This is a genomic window from Emticicia sp. CRIBPO (genome assembly GCF_009905725.1).
In the GTDB taxonomy this organism is placed as follows: domain Bacteria; phylum Bacteroidota; class Bacteroidia; order Cytophagales; family Spirosomataceae; genus Leadbetterella.
In genome coordinates, this window is the sequence record NZ_JAAAKV010000004.1 from 20,683 (window position 1) to 45,532 (window position 24,850).

Here is a 24,850-nt window from a genome sequence, read left to right on the forward strand (position 1 = left end):
GTAATCTGACTGGCTTCGATTTATATAAAAGATAAGCAGTTAATAGTAAAAAAGATTGTTTTCATTCTTTAGCCTGTTCACTGCTTATTTTTTGAATTTTAGATCCCTCTTTTGGCCCTAAAATCATCCTAAAATAATTGTTTTACCCCTCTAATTCTTACTCAATTTTGAGCAACGAATTATATATTTCCGCCACGCAGAAAGGTGATAGAATCGCCTTGATGCAAGATAAACGGCTTATTGAATATCATTTTGATGAAACGGAACACCAGTTTTCCGTTGGAGATATCTATTTGGGTACCGTTAGAAAGGTTGTTTCAGGTCTTAATGCTGCTTTTATCGATATTGGCTATGAGAAAGATGCCTTTCTGCATTACCATGACCTCAGCCCCAATATCAACTCTCTCAACAGGTTTACCAAAGAAGTTGTAGCTAAAAAACCGGTAAGTTTAAGACTCAAGAATTTTAACCCTGATCCTCAGATCGACAAACTGGGTAAAATCGTTGATGTTCTTTCCAAAAACCAGCCGGTACTGGTGCAGGTGGTCAAAGAGCCCATCTCTTCCAAAGGCCCCCGTCTTTCATGCGATATCTCTATCGCCGGAAGATACATCGTCCTGGTTCCTTTCAGCAATTCCGTCAATATCTCTAAAAAAATCACCAGTAAACAGGAACGCCAGCGTTTGCATAAACTGCTGTCTTCGGTTAAACCTGATAATTTCGGAGTGATCGTCAGAACCGTTGCTGAAGGTAAAGAAGTATCTGACCTGCAGAAAGACCTAGAAGGCTGCGTTGAAAAGTGGGAGAACGGCATGAAATTGCTGAAATCGGCCAAGCCACGTGACAGGATCATTTCTGAAATGGACAGGGCTGCCTCGATTCTGAGGGATATGCTTAATGATGATTTCGATTCCATCGTAGTAGATACCAAAGAGACTTTCGACAGCATCAGGACATTAATCCAGACGATTGCTCCTCAAAAGGAAAAAATACTTAAACTGCATACCGGCAAAGCCAAGCTTTTTGAACAATATGGCATCGAAAAACAATTGAAGTCATTGTTCGGACGCTCTGTAAGCCTTCCAAGCGGCGGATACCTGATCATTGAACACACCGAAGCACTGCACGTGATTGATGTGAACAGTGGCAACAAGTCGACCCAGGAAGTGGACCAAGAAGCTACCGCACTGCATGTCAACAGGGAAGCGGCTACGGAAATTGCCCGTCAGCTGAGACTCCGTGATATGGGGGGTATTGTAGTCATCGACTTCATCGACATGAAGAAGCCTGAAAACAAAAGGGACATTCATGAAGCGTTGAAGGAGGAAATGAAATCAGACAGGTCTAAATACACGATCCTGCCTATTTCGAAATTCGGATTGTCCCAGATCACCCGTCAGCGTGTGAGACCTGAGATGAACATCTCTACCAGGGAAACCTGCCCGACCTGCGGAGGCACAGGAACCATCCAGGCCAGTATCGCCGTCACAGACCTCATCGAAAACAACATTGAGTACCTTCTGACTAAACAGAACGAAGAGAAAATCAGTGTGATCGTTCACCCGTTTGTCTATGCCTATTACAAAGAAGGCATCATTTCAAGACAAATGAAGTGGTTCTTCAAATACAAAAAATGGGTCAAGCTTATCAAAGATTCCTCTATCGGAATCATCAATTATCATTTCCTTGACAAAATGGGGGATGAGATTGATCTTGGAGGCTGATTATCTTCTTAAAAAGTTTACGATTGTTTTCAAAAAAAATGACTATCTCCTTTCTGGAAATAGTCATCATATATTTTTGTACTTACTCCGCTTTAAGCTTCGGGTTCGCCCGAGAGCCGTTTCTTCAAAAGATAAGTAAATCCGATGCCCAGGGCCAGTGAACCTGCCACTGCAGCAAGCGGAACGTTGTCCATCTTCTCAATTTCCGGACTCACCTTTTTGATATTGACCAGATAGAGCATGACGACCGCAAACCCGTTGTTAAATATATGGGCCACAATCGGTACCCATAAATTGCCCGACCAGTAATAAAAATAGCCGAACAAAGCACCCAGCATTAATCTCGGCAGAAAACCGTAAAACTGCATATGGAAAGCAGAGAATATAATGGCCGAAATCCAGATGGCCGCATGATGGTTTTTAAGTCCCAGTTGCAGTTTTCTTTGTATTAATCCCCTGAATATCAGTTCTTCACCAATGCCGGCTGTCACCGCAATCACCAGGAATGCCAGAACGAGTTGCCAGATCGAATCAAACGTTGTCAGGAATTTGGTTACCTCAGCCAGGCTTTCTTCCATCGCCTTGAGCGATTCTTCCAGGCCTTTTAATGAGGCAGGTAATTTCATGTTCTCATTAACGCTCTGCAGCCAGCCACCCAGAGGCAGAAATGAAAGCTGGACAGCGAAGAGAAAAAGAAAGACCACCGGAGCCGGAATAGCTTTGAAGTTGAAATCACTGAATTTTTTCTTTTCAATCACATACCAGTAAAATAAACCTGAACATATGAAAATAACGATGGAGGCAATACCCTGCCCCAGCATCATCCCCAGCCATCCGTTTGGAGACTGGATCAGGCTTTGATTGATATTCGCCAGGTCTTTCAGACCGATGTTTGAAGCCACAATCATGATGACGGCAGCCACGATGTTACCGATGGCCATGCCGACCAGTAAAACACCAATAATGATTAATAAGGAGGATAATGCGGGACGTTCCTGAAGTGTATTGCTTCCAAAGGAATGGTTTTCCATTTGATCTGATAATTAATTTATATCCAAAATTAGCGATCAATGGCCAGATTAGAAAGTCTCCGCCAAACTAAACCGCTGATTTTTAGGTTTACTTAGTTGATCAGCAGGTTTTGTGTTGAAAAAACAGGTAACTTTGCAGTTGGTTTACTTCAGATAGATTTTAGCAGAAGATGGTAAAGATAGGTAATATTGATTTAGGGGCGTTCCCGCTTTTACTGGCACCGATGGAAGACGTGAGTGATCCGCCGTTCCGCCAGGTATGTAAAGAAAACGGGGCGGATATGATGTACACAGAGTTCATTTCCTCAGAGGGGTTGATCCGTAATGCGGTCAAGTCCACTCAGAAACTGGACATTTTTGAATATGAAAGGCCAATCGGGGTGCAGTTGTTCGGAAGTGATGTGGATACCATGGCCGAGTGTACCAGGATAGCCACCCGTGTAAATCCGGATCTGATTGATATCAATTACGGATGTCCCGTTAAAAAAGTAGCCTGCAAAGGGGCCGGGGCGGCATTGCTGCAGGATATTCCCCTGATGGTGAAAATGACCGAATCTGTCGTGAAAGCCACGCATTTACCCGTGACTGTAAAAACAAGATTGGGTTGGGATGAGGCCACTAAGAACATTGAAGAGGTAGCCGAACGTCTGCAGGATGTAGGCATTCAGGCTCTGACCGTCCACGGAAGGACCAGGGCCCAGTTATACAAAGGCGAGGCCGACTGGAGGTTGATCGCCAAGATCAAAGAAAACCCAAGAATCAAAATTCCCATTTTCGGGAACGGTGACATAGATTCGCCTGAAAAGGCACTGGAATATCGCAACAGGTACGGGATTGACGGTATCATGATCGGCCGGGCCAGCATCGGTTACCCATGGATATTTAATGAAATCAAACATTTTTTTGAAACAGGAGAATATCTGCCTTCCCCTTCTATGGAGCAACGCGTAGCAGCTGCAAGAAGGCATCTGGAGTTTTCTATTCAATGGAAAGGAGAAAAGCTGGGTATCCTGGAGATGCGTCGTCATTATTCCAATTATTTCCGTGGGCTACCGCATTTTAAAGAATACAGGATGAAAATGGTGCAGACCATGATCAAGGAAGAGCTTTTTGAAACCCTCGACGAAATCCTCAAAGAATTTTCAGGGGTACTGCTCGAATCAAAAGCCAAAAAAGTAGAATACGCTGGGGCTGACTGAGTATTTGTGATCCGGGACTTTTGATTTGATGGCAGAGAAGTTGCAAGCAACATCTGTTTTATATATTATTTTCTTTTTTCCGGCAGATACGCACGGCCGTACGTATCTGCCGGATTTTTTTTAGACAGTCAGCCAATTGCCGACAGCCGGATAGCTCACAGTTTTTCTTACATAAACCCGTTCAGTTTCAGCCATTCTTCCATTCTTACATGCCAGGTAGCCACAGGGCCTTTGTTGTCTTTCTTAAGTGAGAAACCATGTCCGCCTCTGTCGTAAAGGTGCATTTCTGAGGCGATACCTTCTTTTTTCAGAGCCCTGTAGTAGCTGATGCTGTTTTCAACATTGACCCAGTCGTCAAAGGCATGCACCAGGAAAGTAGGAGGGGTGGTTTTCTTTACCTGCTTTTCGTTGGAATAAAATTCTATCTTCTGAATCGAAGGATTCTGGCCGATCAGGTTGTCTCTTGAACCCATATGCCCGAACTTATCTGAAAACGAGATCACCGGATAGATCAGCAGAGAAAAATCAGGTCTTACGCTGATGGTTTCGTCTGTGATTTCACCGACCTGTTTGTCAAAATGCGTTGAAGCAGAGGCGGCCAGGTGTCCACCGGCCGAAAAGCCCATGATGCCTACTTTATTTGGATTGATGCCAAGACTGGCCGCATTTTTACGGATATATCTGAATGCCTGCTGAGCGTCCTGCAACGGTCTGATTTCGGCGTTGTCAAACAGCTCGTCCTGAGGAAGTCTGTATTTAAGCACGAAAGCAGTAACCCCTCTTTTGGCGAACCATTCTCCGAGATTCAAACCTTCGTGGTCAAAAGCAAGGATGGCATAGCCACCACCCGGACAAATGATAACAGAGGCGTCAGAAGTCTTTTTCTGAGGCTTGAAAATGGTAAGGGAAGGATTAGTTACATCTTTAAGACGGATGATATCCCCCGGTTTGCTGATATTAAGTTCTTTGATGCTGACATCAGGCTTCAATCCTGGTGATTTTCCGTCAGGGTAGAGGAAAATTTCGTTTTTCTGGGCGTGTAAACTCACGGCTGTAGCCATTAATAATAAAGTAAGGAATGTTTTCATTGAGGTTGAATAATTGTATTGTTATAAGGTATAAAAATAAGGTTTTGTCCCGGAAATTGCATCTTTTAAATCGATATATTTATTTTCCAGGTATCAAAAAGAAGCCCCGCCAACGGATTTTGGCAGGGCTGTGATATTATTTGTCGGAAGGTCATTCTGCCGCGGCAGTCATTTCAAGGACTTTGAATTCCGTACGCCTGTTGACCTGGTGTTCTTTGTCGTTTTTAGCATTCTGGATGATCAGCTCTGTTTCACCATAGCCTTTGGCAGTCAGCCTGTCTCTGGCGATGTTTTTTGATACAATATAATTGATGGCTGATTCGGCCCTTTTCTGTGAAAGCCTGATGTTATAAATGTCGGTTCCCTGGCTGTCGGTATGCGAGCCCAGTTCGATTTTGAGCAGAGGATTATCTTTCAGGATCTGCACCAGTTTATCAAGCTCCAGGGCAGCATCAGGTCTGATGTCAAATTTATCAAGGTCATAATAGATGTTCTCAAGTCTGAAAGTCTTGCCGATGAAGATTTTGTCGAGATTCATTGTCGTAAAGAAAGTGGTATCGGTCACTGTCTTTTTCAACAACTGCTGCGGAATAGACCTTCCGAACATCGAGAAATCTTCTCTTTTGGTCAGGTACTCCGGTTTGTCGGCCAGGATCAGGTAGTCGGCTTCTTCTTCCAGCTTAACCGGTCCGAAGGCCCCGGCGGCTGTGGTGACCACTTCGGCAATGCTTTCTTCTATGCCGCCTTCTATTTTAAATATCCTGACACGTGCCCCGTCCAGCGGAACAGGTTTGGCATTGTCTACATTGGAGTTGATTTTTCCGGCCAGGTAATAATTGACTTGCTTGATTTCCAGTGATTTGTTGACGTCGCTGTTTTTGGGATTAAGCGGGTCTAAAGGGTCGACATTCTGAGCCAGTTCTGTTTTCGGCGGAGCCTGGTAGAAATAAATGTCATCGCTTCCTTTACCGCCTGCCCTGTTGGAAGTGATAAAGATATTGCCGTTGTCGTCCATGGAAAGCCCGAAATCATCCATAGGGGAGTTAAACGGCAGCCCCATGTTTTCAACAGAAATCTTACCTCCTGATCTTACGGCTACAAAAAGGTCAAGTTTGCCCAGACCAGGATGTCCGTCTGAAGCGAAGTACAGTTTGCCATCAGATGAAACAAAAGGAAACATTTCATCACCGGCCGTATTGATGGCTTTGCCCATATTAACCGGGTTTCCGAACCGGCCTGATGCATCCATGTTGACACGGTAGATGTCCATGCCACCTACGCCGCCCAGCCTGTTGGAGGCGAAATACAAGGTTTTGCCGTCTCCTGAAAATGCCGGGCATCCGTCCCAGCTGGAAGAATCTGAAGCCGAAACCAGTTTGGGTTCCGTCCAGCCGGTGTTGGGAACCAGGCGGCTCATGTAAAGGTCTACATCAGGAGAAAGGTCCTTTCTTTTACCGGAGTTGCCTCTGGCAAAAATCACGGTCTTGCCGTCAGGAGAGAATGAAGGAGAGCCTTCATTTCTTTCCGAATCATAAATAGCCGGGCTGAAAAGCTCAGGCTTTCCGATTTCGGATATCGTCGGGTTGACCTTTACTTTGTAGATCCCAAGAAAAGGCAGGCCATTAGAGTATATTTTATCTTTACGGGTACCGGAGTAAATCAGGTAACCATTGGAAACCATCGGAGAAAACTCCATGCCCTCTGTATTGACCTCGCTGAGATTTCTGAAGGTGATGTCTTTATTCTGGGTCTTTTTAATGTCGTCAATCAGTTTCAGGGTATTCAGTTCCCTGTTGGCTCTTTCGTTCAGGACTTTGTCTGTCGATTTGGAGGCCACAAATTTTTCAAACTGGGTTAGCGATTTGTCATATTCCTCATTGGCTTTTAAGGCGTAGGCATAATTAAAGATGGCTTCGGAATTGGCCAGGCCTGCTTCAAATGCTTTTTCAAAATAAGGAATGGCTTCAAGCCAGCGGTTGGAGAGTCTGTACGATTCGGCAATTTTGTAGTTCAGATTGGCTTTTTCGGTTTCATCTATTTCTTTGACTTTAGACAGGTCTTTGATGGCCAGGTCGTAGAATCCTTTGTCGAAACTTGACAAACCTTTTTTATAAGACTGCATCTGGGCAAAACTCTGGAGTCCGCCAAAAGTAAGGGCGAAAAAAAGTATAAAGTATCTGCTCATTTTATGGGTGAGGCCAGGGGATTGGATGAATACTGAGCTCCTGAATTTTTTATAACAATTCAACATGAATCAAGAATGAAATTTAAGCGTTAGAAATTTCAGAATACAATTACAATATTTTAAACGAGTTGCCAAAGTAATTGTTGCAAAAAATAAGTGAATGGCTTTTTAAAACGATGACCGGAGTAGAAAGGGCGGCTTTTTTTAAGGGCTTAAGCGTATAGAGATGATGATGGAAATCCGGGCTCGGATATATTTTAAATTATTTTAATTATTCCAATATATTATTGTCTTTTTGGATTATTTTAATATATTGTAATACTTGGATAAATTAATTGTAAAGAGGGCTGTAAATATTTTTAATTTTATTTGGAGAATAGTTTTTTATTTTTACCTTTACAACGTTTTTGAGTTATTTCTTCGTTTAGCATAATTTGTTTTCTCTTTTGGGTACTCGGTTTTGCGACGTTGTTTTGCTCTTTTTTTTTAAAATTTATAATTTTTTTTCAAATGAACATTTTCGTAGCAAAATTGAATTACGACACCCAGGATGACACACTTTTAGCAGCTTTCGAAGAATTCGGAACAGTTGATTCTGCAAAAATTATCATCGACAAATTTACAGGTCGTTCTAAAGGTTTTGGGTTTGTTGAAATGCCAAATGATTCAGAAGCTAACGCTGCAATCAAGGCTCTTAACGAAACTGAAATCGACGGACGTACTATTGTTGTGAAAGTAGCAGAGCCTAAAGGCGAGCGTCCTCAAAGAAGAGAAAGATATTAATCATATATTTTTCAGCCAAAAGAAACCTCCAGGCGGAGGTTTTTTTTGTGCCTGATTTTTCCGGCCAGTGATTTCCGAATAAGTGATCTGTGGTTTTTCCTGTAAAATTGCACTGTGTCAGAAAAAAAACGGCTACTGAAGTCAGACATAATAGCATAAGAAAATGGCCGTCCAGCCTGAAGGCCCGGGCAGAAAGACGAGGGGTTTTGGGCCCCGAATTTAGGAACAAGCTCTGAAAGTCCGGTTTTCCTGACAGCTCGCAGGCTCGTTTTTTGTATAAATAAATGTGATTATATAAATATTATAATTATTAGTATAATTATTTATGGATAATTTCTTTTATTATACCTATTACTGATACAAATACTGATATACCGGTTTATTATACTTAGCTTTGTGGAGTTTATGAGTTATTTCTTCGTTCAGCATTCTTTGTGTTCTCTTTTGGGTATTCTTTTTTTGCTACGTTGTTTTCGCTCTTTTATTAATTCTTTAATTTTATTCAAATGAACATTTTCGTAGCAAAATTGAATTACGACACTCAGGATGACACACTTTTAGCCGCTTTCGAAGAATTCGGAACTGTGGATTCAGCCAAAATTATTTATGACAAATTCACTGACCGTTCTAAAGGATTCGGTTTTGTTGAAATGCCAAACGAAGCTGAAGCTAATGCTGCTATCAGAGCTTTGAACGAAACTGAAATCGATGGTCGTACGATCGTTGTTAAAGTTGCTGAGCCTAAAGGCGAGCGTTCAGAAAGAAGAGAAAGATATTAATCAGAATATTCTTCCTATAAAAGAAAAAACCTCCAATTTGGAGGTTTTTTCTTTTATATAGCTACCGGAGTTTGAATAATTTTCAATTTTCAATGAATGAATGATTGATTGAATGAGTGGACGCTCACGAAGAAAATTTATCTTCCACTCTGGTTGGTGACTCCGGCGGCGTCTTTAACATCTTTATATTCTTAATTCAGGCATTCACAATTCATCATTACATTAGCCCAGCAGAAACATACAAGGCTTTTTGTGGAGGTCCGGTAATGTGCCTTTTTTCCATTCGGCTATTGATTTGGTTTTGATGAATTCGTCCGGAGCGGTGATGTTACAGGCCACGCACACTTTTAAGGCAGGATTCAGGTTTTTGAGGATGCTTTCCAGCATCTGATTGTTACGATAAGGCGTTTCGATAAAAAGCTGGGTCTGTTTTTTCGCCAGGGCGTCTTTTTCCAGCAGCCTCAGTTTTTTTACCCTTTCGTCTTTGTCTATCGGCAGATAGCCATGAAAGGCAAAGGATTGTCCGCTGAATCCTGAAGCCATCAATGCCAGTAAAATAGAACTGGGCCCCACCAGGGGAATCACTTTAATGTTCAGGGCATGGGCAATTTCAACTGCCAGGGAGCCCGGATCTGCAATACCCGGACAGCCCGCTTCGGAGATGATGCCGGCATTTTCTTTCAGCTGATACAACTGCGGAAACAGCTGTTCATAAGTAGTGTATTTGTCTAACTCAATGAACGTCAGGCTGTCAATGACGATACCCAGTTTAAGACTTGAGATAAACCTTCGTGTCGTTTTTACGTTTTCAACAAAGAAAATCCTGGTATTGGCCATGATCTCGCTGATCTGTTGGGGTAAAACAGAAGAGTGGGTGTCGTCTGCCAGCAGATTAGGAATGAGATACAGTTTGCGTTCAGGATTTTCCATCATCAGGAAGATTTATTTTTCGTTAATCAGGATATCCAGGATGGTCTGACTGGTCAGATGCAGGTAATTGTCAATATAAAGATGACATGGCGGAAGTTCCTCTTTTTTATGAGAAGAAAGCACTCCGATCACCCTCATGCCGGCATTGAGCCCGGCGGTTATGCCGGAAACAGAATCTTCGAATACCATACAATTGGCCGGGTCGACGCCAAGATTTTCGGCTGATTTGAGATAAACCTGCGGATCCGGCTTGTGTTTTGTGACATTTTCACTGGCCATGATCGATTCCATTTTAGGTTCGAATTTCAGGAAATTCATGATCAGGTCAAGATTGGCTCTCGGGGCTGAAGTGGCCACGCCTGTTTTCAGGCCCGCGGTTTTCAGACTGTCCAGAAAGGCCGGAAAGTCGTCAATCGGTGAAATATGATCTGCATAGATTTCTCTGAACAAGGCTTCTTTCTCAAATTCAAGGGCTAAAAACTCTTCTCCTTCGACCTTTCTCTTAAGAAAATGGCTCAGGATATAGCTGTTGCTTTTTCCAAACATGTGTTCGGCGTACTCTTCATGGGTGGGATTGAGCCCTCTTTTCTCAAAAAAACGCTCAAAAGCTATGGTGTGATATGGATTTGTATGGCAAATGACCCCATCCATATCAAAAATTACGGCATACTTATTCATGACACAAAGGTAATGCCTGAAGCCCTATTTTGCTTTAAGAACGACAGGAAAAAGATGTTTTCATAGGAAATGGCAGGATTACATGGTTTAAAGCGGATTTCTGTATTTCAGCGAAGCCCCGCTTTCTCCTTTCTGCTTTTTCCCTTTCCCCGGCATTGCAAACCTATTTAGCAATTTTTCAAAACTACCCTTCAAATTATTGTATTACCATAAAACAAGGTTAAATTTGCTTTATGAACTTCGACATTGAAATCACCAGGCCCGAAAGCGTAGAGTCGCTTGATCCCAAGGAATATATCATCATTAAAGGGGCAAAAGTCAACAACTTGAAAAACATCGATGTTGCGATCAAACGCAACAAACTCACTGTCATTACCGGATTGTCTGGAAGCGGGAAGTCGTCGCTTGCGTTTGATACCCTGTATGCAGAGGGCCAAAGGATGTACGTGGAGAGTCTGAGTTCTTATGCCAGGCAGTTTCTGGGCAGGATGGAAAAACCCGAAGTAGATTACATCAGGGGGATTTCTCCGGCCATAGCGATAGAGCAAAAAGTAACTTCGAAAAACCCGAGATCGACGGTTGGTACCACCACCGAGATTTATGATTACCTGAGGCTTCTGTTTGCCAGGATCGGGGTGACTTACTCTCCTGCGAGCGGAACAGTGGTAAAAAAAGATACCGTCACAGATGTTGTCAATGCTATTTTTCAGCATGAGGAAGGCACAAAAGTGATGGTGTTGGCACCGGTTAAACCCAAAGAAGAAAGGACCCTGAACCGGGAACTGGATCTGCTGATGCAGAAAGGTTTTACGAGGGTTTTACTCGATGATGAGACGGTGCAGATTGAAGAGTTGTTGGAAGATGCTCAGAAGGTAAATGATTTAAAGTCAGATATTTATATTCTTATTGACAGGGCTGTTGTCAAACTGGATGAAAACGGGAACCCGGATGAAGACACCCAGTTCAGGATTTCAGATTCTGTCCAGACGGCGTTTTCTGAAGGTGAGGGCGACTGTATTGTCAAGATATTTAAGGAAGAAGGGATCATTGTCAGGACGTTTTCGGACAGGTTTGAACTGGACGGAATCAGTTTTGAAGAACCGAGTGTCAACCTCTTCACGTTTAATAACCCTTACGGGGCCTGTAAGCGTTGCGAAGGCTTCGGATCGGTATTGGGCCTTGACCCTGATCTGGTTATCCCGGATAAAAACCTTTCCGTTTTTGAAGGGGCGATTGCTCCCTGGAGAAGCGAAAAAATGGGAGAGTGGCTGGCTCCGCTCATCAGAACCGGCATCCGCTTTGATTTTCCGATCCACAGGGCTTATAAAGACCTGAGCGAGGAAGAGAAGGAATTGTTGTGGAAAGGGAATTCATATTTCCAGGGGCTGGATGAGTTTTTCAGATTCCTGGAAGAGCAGACCTATAAGATACAGTACAGGGTGATGTTGTCGAAATACCGTGGACGGACCGTTTGTCCGGATTGCCGCGGATCAAGACTCAGAAAGGACGCCTCTTACGTGAAAGTCGCCGGGAAGTCTATCATCGACCTGGTTTTAATGCCTATTACTGAGGTTTCTTCGTTTTTCAGGACGATAGATCTTCCGGGTTCCCAGGCACAGATTGCCAAAAGAATCCTGGTGGAAATTCAGAACCGCCTGGATTACATGGAGCGTGTCGGGTTGGGTTACCTGACCCTTAACAGGCTGGCTTCAACGCTTTCAGGTGGAGAATCACAGAGGATCAAGCTGGCGACTTCGTTGGGAAGTGCCCTGGTGGGATCGATGTATATCCTGGATGAGCCCAGCATCGGTTTGCATCCGAGGGATACGCAGAGGCTGATTTCAGTGCTGGAATCACTCAAAGAAATAGGAAACACCGTCATTGTAGTAGAGCATGAAGAAGAAGTAATGCTGGCTGCAGACGAAATCATAGATATCGGCCCGGAAGCGGGTAACCAGGGAGGAGAACTGGTTTTTCAGGGCAGATTAACGGATGGCAACGGACAGCAGAAATTGAACGAAGATTTTGACCGCTCACACACCATTGCCTTTCTGACGGGAAAAGATACCATCGCTATACCGAAGCACAGACGTAAATCTACTGATTTTCTGAAGATTACCGGAGCGAGGGAAAATAACCTGAAAGATGTCGATGTGAAAATTCCGCTGGGGATTCTAGGCGTGGTGACGGGTGTCAGCGGATCGGGTAAATCGACCCTGATCCGTAAAATCCTTTACCCGGCACTGGCCAGGTTAAAAGGAGAATATAATGAGGATTCAGGTAAATTCAGTGAACTGACAGGAAGCCTGAGTAGGATCAACCAGGTGGAAATGGTGGACCAGAACCCGATCGGGAAGTCGAGCCGCTCAAACCCGGTGACTTATATCAAGGCCTACGATTCCATCAGGGCCCTGATGTCTGAGCAGCCGTTGTCTAAAACCCGTGATTATAAACCTGCGTTTTTCTCTTTCAATGTCGAAGGCGGACGCTGCGAAGCTTGCCAGGGCGAAGGGTTTCAGACCATAGAAATGCAGTTTATGGCTGACGTAAAACTGACCTGCGAAAGCTGTGGCGGGAAGCGTTTCAAACAAGAAATCCTGGAAATAAAATATAAAGAAAAAGACATATCCGACATCCTGGACATGACGGTGGATGAGGCGATTGAATTTTTCAGGGGAGATCAGCCTAAACTGATGGAGAAGCTGGTGCCTTTGCAGGAAGTGGGTTTGGGCTATATTAAACTGGGGCAGTCTTCGAGCACTTTGTCGGGTGGTGAAGCCCAGAGGGTGAAGCTGGCGTTTTTCCTGGGTAAAGGCAATTCGGATAAAGGCAAAACCCTGTTTATTTTTGATGAGCCGACCACCGGTCTGCATTTTCACGACATCCGTAAATTGCTGAAAGCCATCAATGCCCTGGTAGACCAGGGGGACAGCGTGATCATCATTGAACATAACATGGAAATCATCAAATCGGCAGACTGGATCATCGATCTGGGCCCTGAAGGTGGTGATAAAGGCGGTTACGTTTGTTTTGAAGGTACGCCCGAAGAAATGGCTAAAATAGAGGATAATTATACGGCCTATTATCTGAAACAGAAGTTGAATGGTTTATGAGCAATCACCGGGGATATGTTTACCTGTTAGCTTCGATGTACCTGGCGGGTTTGATCGGTCTGAGCATTGAAAGCACCCGGCCGCTGTTCCAGGCTTTAACGCCTTTTCATTTGCTGACTTCTTTCGGGATATTGGTTCTTTTTCAAAAAGACAAAAGTCCTGCTTTTGTTATATTCCTGTTCATTTGTGTTTTTACAGGGTATTTTATTGAAGTGGCCGGGGTGAAAACCGGGCTGATCTTCGGCCGTTACGAGTACCTGACGACCCTGGGCCTGAAAATCCTGGAAGTGCCTCCCATGATCGGTATCAACTGGTTTCTGCTTGTTTTTTGTGTAGGTACGGTCCTTGAAAAATGGCCGCAGCATGTCTGGATTAAAACAACGGTGGGGTCTCTGGCTCTCACACTTTTTGATTTTGTAGCTGAGCCGGTGGCCATCAGCCAAAGCATGTGGACCTGGTTTGGTGCAGCCCCTCCTTTGCAAAACTACATCGCCTGGTTTTTTGTAGCCTTTTTTTTATTATACTTGTTCTTCAGATCCGGATTCAGAAAAGAGAACCCGGTAGCCCCCTGGCTGTTGGTTTTCCAGGCAGTGTTTTTCGGGGTTTTGAGTATGGTAATGAGACTTTCATAAAATAAAAATCATGAAAATAGACGCACACCAGCATTTCTGGAAGTACGATCCTGTCAACTATGCGTGGATTGATGAATCCATGTACAAGATACAGGTGGATTTTATGCCGCAACATCTGAAGCCTGTGCTGGAAGAGAACGGCATTGACGGGTGTGTTTTGGTGCAGGTCAATCAGACAGAAGAAGAGAATCATTTCTTTCATGACCTGGCCCTTGAAAATCCTTTTATTAAAGGTACCGTCGGCTGGGTCGATTTAAAATCACCTGACCTCGGCGGGCGGCTGGAATATTTTAAGACTTTCGAAAAACTCAAAGGTTTCAGGCATATTGTGCAGGGAGAGCCGGTAGGTTTTATGCAGGCACCGGATTTTGTGGCGGGCGTTAAAAAGCTGGCTGCGTTTGATTACAGCTATGATATCCTGATTTTCCCGACCCAGATGAAAGACGCCGTGCACTTGGTCAGGGCGTGTGCAGATAACCGTTTTGTGATCGATCATATAGCCAAACCTTATATTAAAGAGGGAAAAATAACCCAGTGGGCCAATTATATGAGGAAGCTTTCTGAGTTTCCGAATGTGTATTGCAAGCTGTCGGGTATGGTGACTGAAGCCAACTGGTATACCTGGAAAGAGGAGGATTTCTACATTTACCTTGATACGGTTTTTGAGTGTTTCGGAGTAGAAAGGCTGATGTACGGCTCAGACTGGCCCGTTTGCCTGGTGGCTGCGGAGTATCAGGAGCAGTTGTCGATAGTCAGTTCTTATTTTGAAAAGCTGAGCTCTTCTGAAAAAGCGGCTGTTTTCGGCGACAACGCCGTAGCTTTTTACAGGTTGTAAGGTTCATCTGCAAACTTCAATTGCGGCACTGTTTGTGTTTTCATGAATGATATCAGGCTGGTGCAATGAAACGCCCCTGATGATCAGCCAGATGGCCAGCAGTCCATAAGTGATGGGTATGATCCTTGAAAAATTCAGCTTAAATTTCTTTTTGATAAAAGAGGCCCCCAGGCTGGCTCCGAGCATCATGGGGAGGGTGCCCGCTCCGAATAAGACCATGAAATAGAAACCGCCGAATGTGTCTGTGGTCAGAAAAGCCCCGCTCAGGGCGGCATAAACCAATCCGCAGGGCAGAAGCCCGTTGAGCAACCCGAATAAGAATTGCGTTCCCCAGAAATGTTTCTTAAAAAGGAATGAAAGGGAGGCCTTGATCTTTTGTGTGAGGCGTGCCAGAGGACTGTAAGGATTGACCTTGTCCAGCCACTTTTTAGGCCAGAGTATTCCTGCCAGCAGCAGGATGCCCAGGCCAATGGAAAGTGATTTCTGAGAACTTATGAAGGCCAGTTTTTCACCAAAATAGCCTATAAATAATCCTAAAACACCGTAAGTAAGTATTCTGCCCGTATTATAAAGCAATCTCCCGGCCACAAAACGCAGCCTTTTTTCTTTATTCCCGGGCAACATCATGGCTATGGGCCCGCACATGCCGAAGCAGTGCAGGCTCCCGATTAGTCCCATGAAGAAAGCTGAGTAGTACACGTTTTTTGGTTAGATTAATATTTTGTCTTCCTGATAATATACTTTCTGATCCTTTTGCCATCTGGTTTTTAAAATCCAATAGCCTGAGTCGAGGTGATTTGCCGGTATCCTTTGTGTTTGACCATGCGTGGTTTCCAGTTTCTGGGTAAAGTCCTTTCTTGCATCTGAAGGACGGTAAAACTGAATTAATCCCGTTGCTCCATTCAATGAGCTGGGTATGCTTACCAGTACTTCACTCCGGCTGGAATCGTAAGAGATTATCAGTTTCTCTTTTAAATGACTGACATTTGCCCTCTGATCTATATTGTCCTGGTAGGCGATTTCCTGGCGGTAATAATCCTCGCTGACGAGGTGAATATCATCCTGTTTGACACAAAGCCAGACAAGGCAGCCCATAAAGGCCACAAAACCCAGGTAAACGGCAGCTAATTTTTGTCCCCAATTCATAATCGTAAAAGTTTATTGTTCCGGCCCGAGAAAATTCGTTTTGATGGTTTCAATGAGTTTATTTCCCTGGTATACCTCAATTTTCAGGGGCGTTTTTATTTGTTTAATGTCTTTTTTGTCCATGTCGAGGAAGAATATAATTTCTGTTCTTCCCTGCTTCGGCAGGTGGACTTTGTCGCCCACCAGTCTGATTCTGCCTTTGTTTTCTGCTACTTTCAGTGTCACGTCGATTTCCTCCGATGTCTTGTTAATGATCTGGGCATTGTAGAGGTTGCTGATTTTGCCGTTGGGTTGTTCCTGGTACATTTGCCCCGGAACCCGCAGGATGGTGGTATCGACCATCGTTCTGCCGATCAGAAGGTAAGCCTCAAGGCCGATCAGCATCAATAACACAGCAGAATAATAGTAAGCCCGGCGTGACATTCTAAACGGAGTGCCTTTTTCAATGCTTTCTTCTGACGCATACCTGATCAGGCCGGCAGGTTTATTGATTTTGAACATGACTTCATCACAGGCGTCGATACAGGCGGTGCAGTTGACACATTCCAGCTGAGTGCCGTTCCTGATGTCGATTCCGGTAGGGCAAACCTGCACGCACAGGGCACAGTCAATGCAATCGCCGTGAGTTGTCTTTTTTTCTTCCTGTTTTTTGAGCTTGCCGCGAGGCTCCCCTCTCACAAAATCGTACATAATGGCCATGGTACTCTTACCCATCAATACGCCCTGCAGTCTGCCGTATGGACAAATGGCGATACAAACCTGCTCCCTGAGCCTGGTAAACACGAAGTAAAAGATCGCTGTAAAAGCCACTACCCCGATGAAACCCGTCGGATTGCTGGCCGGGGAGCTTGTGGCAATCCGTAAAGTTTCTTCTATACCTATCATATAAGACATCGTCAGATGGGCGATGATGATAGAAAAGAAGATGAAAATAGCATGCTTGGTTACTTTTTTACGGACTTTTTCGGAAGTCCAAGGGCCGCTGTCGAGTTTTTGCTGCTGGCGGGCATCCCCTTCGATCCAGTATTCGATCTTCCGGAAAACCATTTCGAGAAAAATCGTTTGCGGGCAGGCCCAGCCACACCAGAAGCGGCCATAGACTACCGTAAACAGGATGATAAATACAAAGAAAATGATCATCCCGATCCCGAAAAGGATAAAATCCTGGGGGAAAAATACCTGGCCGAAAATGACGAACTTCCTTTCAAAAATATTCATCATCAAAAGCGGTTCTCCTTTGATTTTGATGAAAGGAACTGCGAAGAAAATAGTCAGGAAAACGATGGTCGCTATGATCCTCTTGTTATGAAAACTGCCTTTCGGTTTTTTAGGATGTAACCAGATGCGTTTCCCGTTTTTGTCTACCGTTGCAATGGTGTCGCGGTATTCTTCATCATAAAATTCGGATATGTCAGAAGAAATGGCCATAAGAAAAATGTTTGGTAAACCGGTAGCTTTTAAAGCAAAGCTACCGGAGTTGATGAAGCAGTTGAGTCTGTTTTTACCCCTTGCGGAGCTTTTGAATTGGGTGGGTTGCTCCCCCCGATGGTTTTGATATAATTGGCTACATCCTGAATTTCATTAGGTTTCAGGGTGGCTTTCCAGGAAATCATCCCTTTTTCCGGCACACCGTACTTGATGACTTTGAAAAGATCGTTGATCGAGCTTCCGTGCAGCCAGTATTCGTCGGTCAGGTTGGGGCCCACACCGCCTTCACCGGCTTGTCCGTGGCAGGCAGAGCATTTGGAACTGAAAATTTCCTTTCCTCTTTCTGCCACTTTCGGGTCGTTGGGAAGCAGTTTTACGGTTTTCTCATCTATGGCAGCGGCGTTTTTGGCCTGGTAGAGCTCAATTTCCTTTTGAGCCGTGGCGAGTTCCTGCTGATATTCACCATCCGACAGCGGGCTGGTTTTCCAGATGTGGTAATCGGCCATATAAATAATAGCAAAGATGATGGTGGCATAAAACATGTATTTCCACCACGGTGGCAGGTGGTTGTCCAGCTCCCTGATGCCGTCATAGCTGTGACGGAGCAGGATGGCTTCTTCATTTTCAACCGGAACAGCTTTAGTGAGGCTTTTCCACCAGGTTTTAAAGCTGAAAGGCTCGGTGATGACACCTTTGTGTTTGGCCTCGATGCGTTTGATGACCAGGAACACATTGATGACTGTAATGAGCAGCACAACGGCGAGTATGATGAGCATGGCCAGGATCAACACCATGGCCAGTTCTTCTCCTGATTTTAATGATATCTTCATTTTGATGTTAGCTAAATATTGATTTTAATTAAATAGTGATCATTCTTCATCAAATGGAAGCTGTTCCATGTGCCTGATGTATTTTTTATCCGACTTCATCACAAAGTACCCCAGAGCAGTAAAAAAGACGACAAAGATGACCAGGGAGAAAATCGGGAAGATGGATACCCCCTCAATACCCGAAAGTGCGTTTTTGAACATATTTTTAGGTGTTATGTCCGGGAGAAGGCTTCCCGGACGATGATCATTTATGGTTTCAATGCTGTTGATTCATTCTTGATATCGGTTCCCATCCTCTGCAGGTAAGCAATGAGGGCGATGATCTCACGGTCTGCCTTGGTGGTGATTTTGGCTTCAGCAAGGTTTTTGACAATGCCGTCTGCCTGTGCTTCCGCATCTTCAATGGCCTGATCTTCAAAGCCGTCAGGATAAGGTACTCCCAGCTTACGCATTACCGTGATTTTATCAGGTAGCTGCGACTTGTTGTATTTGTCAGACAAAAGCCATGGGTAAGCCGGCATAATAGAGCCCGGCGACATGGTGGTCGGGTCAAGCATGTGATTGTAATGCCAGCTGTGAGGGTATTTCTGGCCTATTCTGTGTAAATCAGGCCCTGTTCTCTTAGATCCCCACTGGAACGGGTGGTCATACACAAACTCTCCGGCTTTTGAATATTCGCCATATCGCTCGGTCTCTGACCTGAACGGACGGATCATCTGTGTGTGACAGTTATGACAGCCTTCACGGATGTAAATGTCGCGGCCTTCAAGCTCAAGCGGGGTGTAAGGTTTTACAGAAGCGATGGTCGGAATATTGGATTCCACCAGCCATGTAGGCACGAATTCTATCACCCCGCCAATCATCACGGCTACCAGTGACAAGACCATAAAGATGACAGGTTTACGTTCGAGAACCGCATGCCAGCCGCTTTCGGGAGTGTTCATTTTTTTCGGCAGGGCGGGAGCTTCATCGTATTCATTTGCTACAAAACTTCCTTTTTTAGCCGTTTTGATAAGGTTATAGATCATGATGAAGGTACCTATCAGGAAGAGGAATCCACCGAAAGCTCTCATCATATACAATGGAACGATCTGGGTGACGGTTTCCAGGAAGTTAGGATAGGCCAGGAAGCCGTCTTTGGTAAACTCTTTCCACATCAGACTCTGGGTAAAGCCAGCCCAGTACATCGGAAGGGCATAGAAAAGAATACCGAGCGTGCCGATCCAGAAGTGGGTATTAGCCAGGGATACGGAGTATAATTCCGTTTTCCACATTTTCGGTACCAGGTAGTACAGCATACCGAAAATCATGAATCCGTTCCATCCCAGCCCGCCAACGTGCACGTGGGCAACGGTCCAGTCGGTAAAGTGGGAAATGGCGTTGACGTTTTTCAGAGAAAGCAGCGGGCCTTCAAAAGTAGCCATACCGTAGGCAGTCACTGCCACTACGAAAAATTTCAGAACAGGATCGATACTGACTTTGTCCCAGGCTCCTCTCAGGGTCATCAAACCGTTGAGCATACCACCCCATGACGGGGCGATCAGCATGATTGAGAACACCGTGCCCAAACTTTGTGCCCAGTCAGGCAGCGAAGAATAAAGCAGGTGGTGAGGGCCTGCCCAGATGTAAAGGAATATCAGTGACCAGAAGTGAATGACCGATAATTTATAGGAGTACACCGGGCGATTGGCTGCTTTCGGAAGGAAATAATACATCAGTCCGAGAAATGGGGTAGTGAGGAAAAATGCCACGGCATTGTGTCCGTACCACCATTGCACCAGTGCATCCTGCACCCCGGCATAAATGGAGTAACTTTTAGTGAAGGATAAAGGCAGCTCAAGGGAGTTGACGATGTGAAGCATGGCTACGGTGATGAACGTACCGATATAAAACCAGATGGCCACATACATGTGTCTCTCACGCCTTTTGATGATGGTCCCGATCATGTTGATCCCGAATACCACCCAAACCAGCGTGATGGCGATGTCAATGGGCCATTCCAGTTCGGCGTATTCTTTGGAAGTGGTATAACCTAAAGGCAGTGAAACCGCTGCCGCCAGGATAATCAGCTGCCAGCCCCAGAAGTGCGTCCAGCTGAGGACCGGGCTAAACATGGGGGCTTTGAGTAAACGCGGCATGGAGTAGTAAATACCTGCAAACATGGCGTTACCTACAAAGGCAAAAATGATGGCATTGGTGTGCAGTGGTCTGATGCGGCCGAAGGTCGTATATGGCAAGTCCATATTGGCTGCAGGCAGGAATAATTGTATGGCGGCGGTCAGACCGGCCAGCATACCAATTACCCCGAAAATCACTGTCGCGATCATAAAAGCTTTTACGACTTTATTGTCGTAATGAAAACTTTCCAGAGCTCCGCCACCTGAGTGACCGGCGTCCTTATTTCTGTAGAGATTGTTGAAAATTCGCATAAGTTTAGAGAATTCTATGATTTGATTGCTCAAAAGTAAACTCAGGGCCTGCGAAGAAATATGATGCCCGTTACCGGAAAGTATGACTTTGGTCAGGAAATGAAAAAATGAAGACTGAGGAGCTGCGGATCTTAAAAATGAAGGTGATCCGCCTGTTATGGGCGGACCTCTTTTTCCTGGTTCGGGTCTTCTTTTTCGCTGTCGAAAAGCATCCTGATGGAGGGTGTATAGGTGTCGTCAAACTGCCCGTTGCGGGTAGCCCAGATGAAGGCCACCAGGAAACCTGCGGCTGTAAGTACTGCGGTGATGGCTAGAAATATGATGACTTTCATAATGATCTGAGGTTAGCGTCTGAGGCCGGGATACGGTAAAAGCCTTTGAGCCAGGCAAATAAATGGGTGAGACCCGTCGCAAACAGCACTACGGAAATAGAACTCAAAGGCATAAAGATAGCCGCCATGACAGGAGATAACTGACCGCTGACCGCCCACCCGATTCCGATAAAATTATAAACCAGCGACAAAATGAAACTGGCCTTGACGATATTAATGGCTGTTTTACTGAATCCCAGGAAGTCATTAAGCCGGTCAAAAACCGAGGCGTCAAGAATGGCGTCGCAAGCCGGGGTGAATACCTTGACGTCTTCGCTGATGGCTATGCCTACATGGCTTTGCCTCAGGGCCCCGGCGTCATTCAGCCCGTCGCCAATCATCAGGATATGCATGTTTTCCTCCTGCTTCTGACGGATAAAGTCCAGTTTATCCTGGGGTGTCTGGTGAAATCTGACCGCATGCTGATCAAAGCAGGGCTGAAGTTTGTCTTTCTCGGCGTCATTGTCACCCGACAAAAGAAACAGCTTGAAACTCCTGCTCAGTTTTTTGATCACCTTTTGCCAATGCGGACGGAACACCGGCTCTGCCACAAAACAGCCACATAACATACCGTCAATGCTCAGGTAGCTGTGCGTGTGTCTGACCAAAGGATCAAGGTCAGGGACTTCGATAAATCCTCTTTTGCCCAGCCTGATGAGATGGCCGTCAATCCGGCCTTCTATGCCCTGGCCTTCCGTTTCTTTGAAGTAATCCGTTGTCAGTTTTTCCTGCTGACCCAAGTCACGGGCAATCATCTGGCTTAAAGGGTGAGCGGAGGCTGAGCATAGGTGAGCCACCAGGTTTTTCTCATTTTCAGTGAGTGGCTTTCCTTTGAAAATAATCTTTTCTGAGTTATTGCGGGTCAATGTGCCGGTTTTGTCGAAAACTATACCGTCAATTTCATTGAGCAACTGAATGACGCCCTGATTTTTGACATAAAACTTATTCCGTCCGAAAATACCCATCGTTGTGCCCATCGTAAAAGGCATGGAGAGTGTAAGGGCACAGGGGCAGGCTACCATCAATACGGCAGTAACCGAATTGAGCATCACTTCCGGATTGTTAATATACCAGTAAATCCCTGTTATGGTAGCTATGAGCAGGGTAATTACCGTGAAATACTTGCTGAAAGCATTGGCCAGTTCAGTAGTGGGCATCACTTTTTCTTCCTTAAAGGCCTGGTTGTTCCACAGCTGGGTAAGGTAACTCTGTGAAACCGGTTTCTGAACAACCAGTTGCAGTTGCCCGCCTTTTTGTCTGCCTCCCGCATAGATCAGGTCACCTGGTCTGCGGCTTTGAGGGTCGGTTTCACCACTGACAAAACTGTAGTCAATTAAGCCCTTTCCGCTTGATAAAATAGCATCCGCTGGGATGAGCTCCTGGTGATGTATGAGTATGATATCTCCTTTTTCTAATTGGGAGACATTGATAAACTGCTCTTTCTGATCCCTGAGGGTTTTAACGGCCAGCGGGAAGTAGGACTTGTAATTTCGCTCAAATGACAGGTAATTGTAAGTCACCTGCTGGATCCAGCGGCCGGTCAAAAGGAAAAATACCAAACCTGCGAGGCTATCGTAATATCCGGCAGAATGGTTCGCAAATGTTTCATAGACACTCCTGCCAAACAGGGCGGTGATTCCCAACGCTATGGGAATGTCGACACTGAAAACCGAGTCAGTATTTTTGAAGTATTCTCGTATGGAAATCCAGGCACTTTTGAAATAATCCGAAGCTCCATAAAAGAATACGGGCAGGGCGAGGATGAAGTTGAAATATAAAAAGAATCCCTGGTAGGTTGAATCTACCTTGTTCTGAAGATCAAGATGGAAGTATTCGGGAAAACTCATCAGCATGATGTTCCCGGTACAGAAACCGACCACCCCGATCCGGAGAATCAGGTTTCGCTGTACATTGTTTTTTACAGTAGATTTTTCGCGGCTCTGGAGGCTGATCTGGGGTTCGTAGCCAAGCGTGGTTAAAAGCCCGGCTATTTCTTTCAGACTGACCTGCCGGTTGTCAAAACTGAGAGAAAGCTCTTTTTTCAGGAAGTTGAGCCTCGAAGAAACGACTCCTTTCTTTATCTTATGAAAGTTTTCAAGCAGCCATACGCAGGAGCTGCAGTGGACGGCAGGAATGTATAAAGTAATTTTGCTGACCGTATCAGATTGATAGTCAAGTAGCTGTGTGACTATTTCAGCTTGGTCGAGATAGTCGAACTTACCCTTGTGATCACCGGATTTCAGGCTGACGCCCGCATTCTGATTAAGATCGTAGTAAGTACAAAGATTGTTTTCTTCCAATATCTCATAAACGGTCCTGCATCCCTGGCAGCAGAAATGCTTATCTTCTGATAAAATGCTTTCATCAGGGCAGTCGTCTCCGCAATGATAACATTTAACCGGGGTTTCGGTTGATGAAATCATCCTTTTCTGGTTTCTGTTGTAAGAAAATCACCCATTTCTTCCCCTTTTTTGTTCTGTCTTTCCAGTGACCAGTAATTGGTATAGGAAGCTTCCAGCCAGGTTTTGCCTGACTTTCTGAAAATGGCGATCTGAACACCCATTTTTTTCCAGAATAATTCCTCTGCCTCCGCTACGGTGTTTTCCGGCAGAAGGCTGAAATTATGAGGCAACTTCCTTTTGGTGACGTCTCTGAGGAGGTTGTCATGGGCTGCATTGCTGATTTCTTCGCCCAGATAATAAACTTCCAGGCGAAGAAACGGGTAGATTTCGCTGAATTTGCTGACCAGCTCAGCTACTTTCATTTCATCATTTACAAAAAGCTCCATATTGTGTTAAAATTTAAGGTTACGGAATGGCCAGCACCGGAACGTCCGAGTCAAGGGCAATCCTCTCCGTACTACTTTCCGTTAATAAGCGTTCAAAGAAATTATGGTGTTTCGGCAAAGCGACAATCAGATCGGCTTTTTGTTCTTTGGCGAAATTCAGGACAGCTGCGGAGGCTTTTTCTCCCGTGATGACCGTGAAAGTATGCGGCTGCTCACCCAAAAGCTCGCGGATGAAAACACCTTTTGATCTGAGGTTTTCGATCTCTTCAGGCTCTTCCGACCTGGAAACTGTGACGATGTTCAGTACTGCTTCAAAATGCTTGAAAAACTGCAGCATTTTACTGATACTGACGGAATCGTTTTCTTTGCTGAGGTCAAGAGCCAGCACAGCATTTTCAAATGTTTTGTACCTGGATTTCGGAGGATTCAATAATACCGGAACAGGTGATTTTTTCAACATAGAAGTAGCAAAACTCCCGAAAAACCTGGATGCCAGGGGAGAGGTACCTGAGGTCCCCATGACGAGAAGGTCGGCCTCTGAAGCAATGATCTGGTCTTTGAGTGCATCTTCGACAAAACCTTCTTTGGCAATGAGTTCGGTTTTTAACCCCGGATCTGTTTTGGACAAAATCTTTTTTTGGAGTCGTTTCAGCCCTTTTACACTGCTGCTTTGAAGGTCCATCTCTGTAATGATCAGAGAATTGACCTCCGGATCATACGGAGCTATGTACCTGTAGGCGTGAAAAAGAATCAGCCTGGCCCCGGTTTTCAGGGCTATTTGAGCGGCGGTCAGTGCCGCCTGGCCTGACGCTTTCGAAAAGTCTGTTGCAAAAATGATCGTTTTCATACAGCTGTTGTTTTTATTAACAAGAATAAAAAAT

Annotated in this window: 22 protein-coding genes; 7 read left to right on the forward strand and 15 right to left on the reverse strand. The window is 44.9% G+C overall.

The genetic code is table 11. From position 1 onward, the window contains the following. The first annotated feature begins 221 nt into the window (after window positions 1-221). Window positions 222-1,724 (forward strand): Rne/Rng family ribonuclease, encoded by a 1,503-nt coding sequence (locus tag GVN16_RS09035; RefSeq protein WP_229244108.1) that lies wholly within the window; start codon window positions 222-224, stop codon window positions 1,722-1,724. Between the two features lie 92 nt (window positions 1,725-1,816). On the opposite strand, the gene GVN16_RS09040 is transcribed toward GVN16_RS09035, so the two are convergent. After that, entirely contained in the window at window positions 1,817-2,755 is a 939-nt protein-coding gene (locus tag GVN16_RS09040; protein ID WP_166563561.1) for a CPBP family intramembrane glutamic endopeptidase, read from the reverse strand. Window positions 2,756-2,925: 170 nt separating this feature from the next. Here GVN16_RS09040 and dusB point away from each other — a divergent pair, with 170 nt between their 5' ends. Next, on the forward strand, window positions 2,926-3,954 hold the full coding sequence (dusB, locus tag GVN16_RS09045; protein WP_166563562.1) for a tRNA dihydrouridine synthase DusB: 1,029 nt from the start codon (window positions 2,926-2,928) through the stop codon (window positions 3,952-3,954). Window positions 3,955-4,121: 167 nt separating this feature from the next. On the opposite strand, the gene GVN16_RS09050 is transcribed toward dusB, so the two are convergent. After that, entirely contained in the window at window positions 4,122-5,042 is a 921-nt protein-coding gene (locus GVN16_RS09050) for an alpha/beta hydrolase (protein WP_166563563.1), read from the reverse strand. 151 nt (window positions 5,043-5,193) lie between these two features. After that, window positions 5,194-7,227, reverse strand: coding sequence for an OmpA family protein (locus tag GVN16_RS09055; protein ID WP_229244110.1), 2,034 nt, complete (start codon window positions 7,225-7,227; stop codon window positions 5,194-5,196). Window positions 7,228-7,737: 510 nt separating this feature from the next. On the opposite strand from GVN16_RS09055, the gene GVN16_RS09060 reads away from it, so the two are divergent. Together GVN16_RS09060 and GVN16_RS09065 are read left to right on the forward strand one after the other, a co-directional pair. Further along, window positions 7,738-8,010, forward strand: a complete 273-nt coding sequence (locus GVN16_RS09060) for an RNA-binding protein (RefSeq protein ID WP_166563564.1) — start codon at window positions 7,738-7,740, stop codon at window positions 8,008-8,010. A gap of 506 nt (window positions 8,011-8,516) precedes the next feature. Beyond that, window positions 8,517-8,789, forward strand: a complete 273-nt coding sequence (locus GVN16_RS09065) for an RNA-binding protein (protein WP_166563565.1) — start codon at window positions 8,517-8,519, stop codon at window positions 8,787-8,789. 222 nt (window positions 8,790-9,011) lie between these two features. Here the strand turns inward: GVN16_RS09065 and GVN16_RS09070 are convergent, their stop codons facing one another. Together GVN16_RS09070 and GVN16_RS09075 are read right to left on the reverse strand one after the other, a co-directional pair. Next, window positions 9,012-9,719 carry an SAM-dependent methyltransferase gene (locus GVN16_RS09070; protein ID WP_166563973.1) on the reverse strand — a complete coding sequence of 236 codons (708 nt, stop codon included), beginning with the start codon at window positions 9,717-9,719 and terminating at the stop codon, window positions 9,012-9,014. Window positions 9,720-9,731: 12 nt separating this feature from the next. Continuing rightward, window positions 9,732-10,397 carry an HAD family phosphatase gene (locus tag GVN16_RS09075; RefSeq protein ID WP_166563566.1) on the reverse strand — a complete coding sequence of 222 codons (666 nt, stop codon included), beginning with the start codon at window positions 10,395-10,397 and terminating at the stop codon, window positions 9,732-9,734. 233 nt (window positions 10,398-10,630) lie between these two features. Between GVN16_RS09075 and uvrA the strand changes: the two genes are divergently transcribed. From uvrA to GVN16_RS09090, 3 genes are read left to right on the forward strand one after another with little or no spacing between them, the layout of a single operon-like run. After that, entirely contained in the window at window positions 10,631-13,510 is a 2,880-nt protein-coding gene (gene uvrA, locus GVN16_RS09080; RefSeq protein ID WP_166563567.1) for an excinuclease ABC subunit UvrA, read from the forward strand. Further along, on the forward strand, window positions 13,507-14,142 hold the full coding sequence (locus tag GVN16_RS09085; RefSeq protein WP_166563568.1) for a carotenoid biosynthesis protein: 636 nt from the start codon (window positions 13,507-13,509) through the stop codon (window positions 14,140-14,142). The genes uvrA and GVN16_RS09085 overlap by 4 nt, the downstream gene beginning before the upstream one ends. Window positions 14,143-14,152: 10 nt before the next feature. After that, window positions 14,153-14,977 carry an amidohydrolase gene (locus GVN16_RS09090; RefSeq protein ID WP_166563569.1) on the forward strand — a complete coding sequence of 275 codons (825 nt, stop codon included), beginning with the start codon at window positions 14,153-14,155 and terminating at the stop codon, window positions 14,975-14,977. A 3-nt stretch (window positions 14,978-14,980) separates the two neighbouring features. Here GVN16_RS09090 and GVN16_RS09095 read toward each other — a convergent pair whose 3' ends face one another. The 10 genes from GVN16_RS09095 to GVN16_RS09140 all read right to left on the reverse strand — a co-directional run bounded on the left by GVN16_RS09095 (window position 14,981) and on the right by GVN16_RS09140 (window position 24,816). Next, on the reverse strand, window positions 14,981-15,676 hold the full coding sequence (locus tag GVN16_RS09095; protein WP_166563570.1) for a sulfite exporter TauE/SafE family protein: 696 nt from the start codon (window positions 15,674-15,676) through the stop codon (window positions 14,981-14,983). Between the two features lie 9 nt (window positions 15,677-15,685). Next, on the reverse strand, window positions 15,686-16,123 hold the full coding sequence (locus GVN16_RS09100; protein WP_166563571.1) for a FixH family protein: 438 nt from the start codon (window positions 16,121-16,123) through the stop codon (window positions 15,686-15,688). A gap of 12 nt (window positions 16,124-16,135) precedes the next feature. Further along, the gene (ccoG, locus tag GVN16_RS09105) at window positions 16,136-17,551 is read right to left on the reverse strand and encodes a cytochrome c oxidase accessory protein CcoG (protein ID WP_166563572.1); all 1,416 of its coding nucleotides are present in this window, start codon (window positions 17,549-17,551) and stop codon (window positions 16,136-16,138) included. 29 nt (window positions 17,552-17,580) lie between these two features. Next, the gene (locus GVN16_RS09110) at window positions 17,581-18,381 is read right to left on the reverse strand and encodes a cbb3-type cytochrome c oxidase N-terminal domain-containing protein (RefSeq protein ID WP_166563573.1); all 801 of its coding nucleotides are present in this window, start codon (window positions 18,379-18,381) and stop codon (window positions 17,581-17,583) included. Window positions 18,382-18,420: 39 nt separating this feature from the next. Further along, entirely contained in the window at window positions 18,421-18,582 is a 162-nt protein-coding gene (locus tag GVN16_RS09115) for a CcoQ/FixQ family Cbb3-type cytochrome c oxidase assembly chaperone (RefSeq protein ID WP_166563574.1), read from the reverse strand. Window positions 18,583-18,629: 47 nt separating this feature from the next. After that, window positions 18,630-20,810, reverse strand: a complete 2,181-nt coding sequence (gene ccoN, locus GVN16_RS09120) for a cytochrome-c oxidase, cbb3-type subunit I (RefSeq protein WP_166563575.1) — start codon at window positions 20,808-20,810, stop codon at window positions 18,630-18,632. Window positions 20,811-20,965: 155 nt separating this feature from the next. After that, window positions 20,966-21,142, reverse strand: coding sequence for a cbb3-type cytochrome oxidase assembly protein CcoS (gene ccoS / locus GVN16_RS09125; RefSeq protein ID WP_166563576.1), 177 nt, complete (start codon window positions 21,140-21,142; stop codon window positions 20,966-20,968). Next, window positions 21,139-23,604, reverse strand: coding sequence for a heavy metal translocating P-type ATPase metal-binding domain-containing protein (locus GVN16_RS09130; RefSeq protein WP_166563577.1), 2,466 nt, complete (start codon window positions 23,602-23,604; stop codon window positions 21,139-21,141). Before GVN16_RS09130 ends, ccoS begins: the two co-directional genes overlap by 4 nt. Continuing rightward, window positions 23,601-23,969: a hypothetical protein gene (locus GVN16_RS09135; protein WP_166563578.1), complete on the reverse strand. Its 369-nt coding sequence runs from the start codon at window positions 23,967-23,969 to the stop codon at window positions 23,601-23,603. Before GVN16_RS09135 ends, GVN16_RS09130 begins: the two co-directional genes overlap by 4 nt. Before the next feature lie 19 nt (window positions 23,970-23,988). Next, window positions 23,989-24,816: a universal stress protein gene (locus GVN16_RS09140; RefSeq protein WP_166563579.1), complete on the reverse strand. Its 828-nt coding sequence runs from the start codon at window positions 24,814-24,816 to the stop codon at window positions 23,989-23,991. Window positions 24,817-24,850 lie beyond the last annotated feature (34 nt).

Excerpts from the sequence above, each read along its gene's own strand:
- uvrA (WP_166563567.1), top strand. The coding sequence starts at position 10,631 with ATGAACTTCGACATTGAAATCACCAGGCCCGAAAGCGTAGAGTCGCTT.
- GVN16_RS09055 (WP_229244110.1), bottom strand. The coding sequence starts at position 7,227 with ATGAGCAGATACTTTATACTTTTTTTCGCCCTTACTTTTGGCGGACTC.
- GVN16_RS09060 (WP_166563564.1), top strand. The coding sequence starts at position 7,738 with ATGAACATTTTCGTAGCAAAATTGAATTACGACACCCAGGATGACACA.
- GVN16_RS09050 (WP_166563563.1), bottom strand. The coding sequence starts at position 5,042 with ATGAAAACATTCCTTACTTTATTATTAATGGCTACAGCCGTGAGTTTA.
- GVN16_RS09035 (WP_229244108.1), top strand. The coding sequence starts at position 222 with ATGCAAGATAAACGGCTTATTGAATATCATTTTGATGAAACGGAACAC.
- GVN16_RS09075 (WP_166563566.1), bottom strand. The coding sequence starts at position 10,397 with ATGAATAAGTATGCCGTAATTTTTGATATGGATGGGGTCATTTGCCAT.
- GVN16_RS09065 (WP_166563565.1), top strand. The coding sequence starts at position 8,517 with ATGAACATTTTCGTAGCAAAATTGAATTACGACACTCAGGATGACACA.
- dusB (WP_166563562.1), top strand. The coding sequence starts at position 2,926 with ATGGTAAAGATAGGTAATATTGATTTAGGGGCGTTCCCGCTTTTACTG.
- GVN16_RS09100 (WP_166563571.1), bottom strand. The coding sequence starts at position 16,123 with ATGAATTGGGGACAAAAATTAGCTGCCGTTTACCTGGGTTTTGTGGCC.
- GVN16_RS09040 (WP_166563561.1), bottom strand. The coding sequence starts at position 2,755 with ATGGAAAACCATTCCTTTGGAAGCAATACACTTCAGGAACGTCCCGCA.
- ccoG (WP_166563572.1), bottom strand. The coding sequence starts at position 17,551 with ATGGCCATTTCTTCTGACATATCCGAATTTTATGATGAAGAATACCGC.
- GVN16_RS09135 (WP_166563578.1), bottom strand. The coding sequence starts at position 23,969 with ATGGAGCTTTTTGTAAATGATGAAATGAAAGTAGCTGAGCTGGTCAGC.
- GVN16_RS09070 (WP_166563973.1), bottom strand. The coding sequence starts at position 9,719 with ATGGAAAATCCTGAACGCAAACTGTATCTCATTCCTAATCTGCTGGCA.
- GVN16_RS09115 (WP_166563574.1), bottom strand. The coding sequence starts at position 18,582 with ATGTTCAAAAACGCACTTTCGGGTATTGAGGGGGTATCCATCTTCCCG.
- ccoN (WP_166563575.1), bottom strand. The coding sequence starts at position 20,810 with ATGCGAATTTTCAACAATCTCTACAGAAATAAGGACGCCGGTCACTCA.
- GVN16_RS09140 (WP_166563579.1), bottom strand. The coding sequence starts at position 24,816 with ATGAAAACGATCATTTTTGCAACAGACTTTTCGAAAGCGTCAGGCCAG.
- GVN16_RS09110 (WP_166563573.1), bottom strand. The coding sequence starts at position 18,381 with ATGAAGATATCATTAAAATCAGGAGAAGAACTGGCCATGGTGTTGATC.
- GVN16_RS09090 (WP_166563569.1), top strand. The coding sequence starts at position 14,153 with ATGAAAATAGACGCACACCAGCATTTCTGGAAGTACGATCCTGTCAAC.
- GVN16_RS09130 (WP_166563577.1), bottom strand. The coding sequence starts at position 23,604 with ATGATTTCATCAACCGAAACCCCGGTTAAATGTTATCATTGCGGAGAC.
- ccoS (WP_166563576.1), bottom strand. The coding sequence starts at position 21,142 with ATGAAAGTCATCATATTTCTAGCCATCACCGCAGTACTTACAGCCGCA.
- GVN16_RS09085 (WP_166563568.1), top strand. The coding sequence starts at position 13,507 with ATGAGCAATCACCGGGGATATGTTTACCTGTTAGCTTCGATGTACCTG.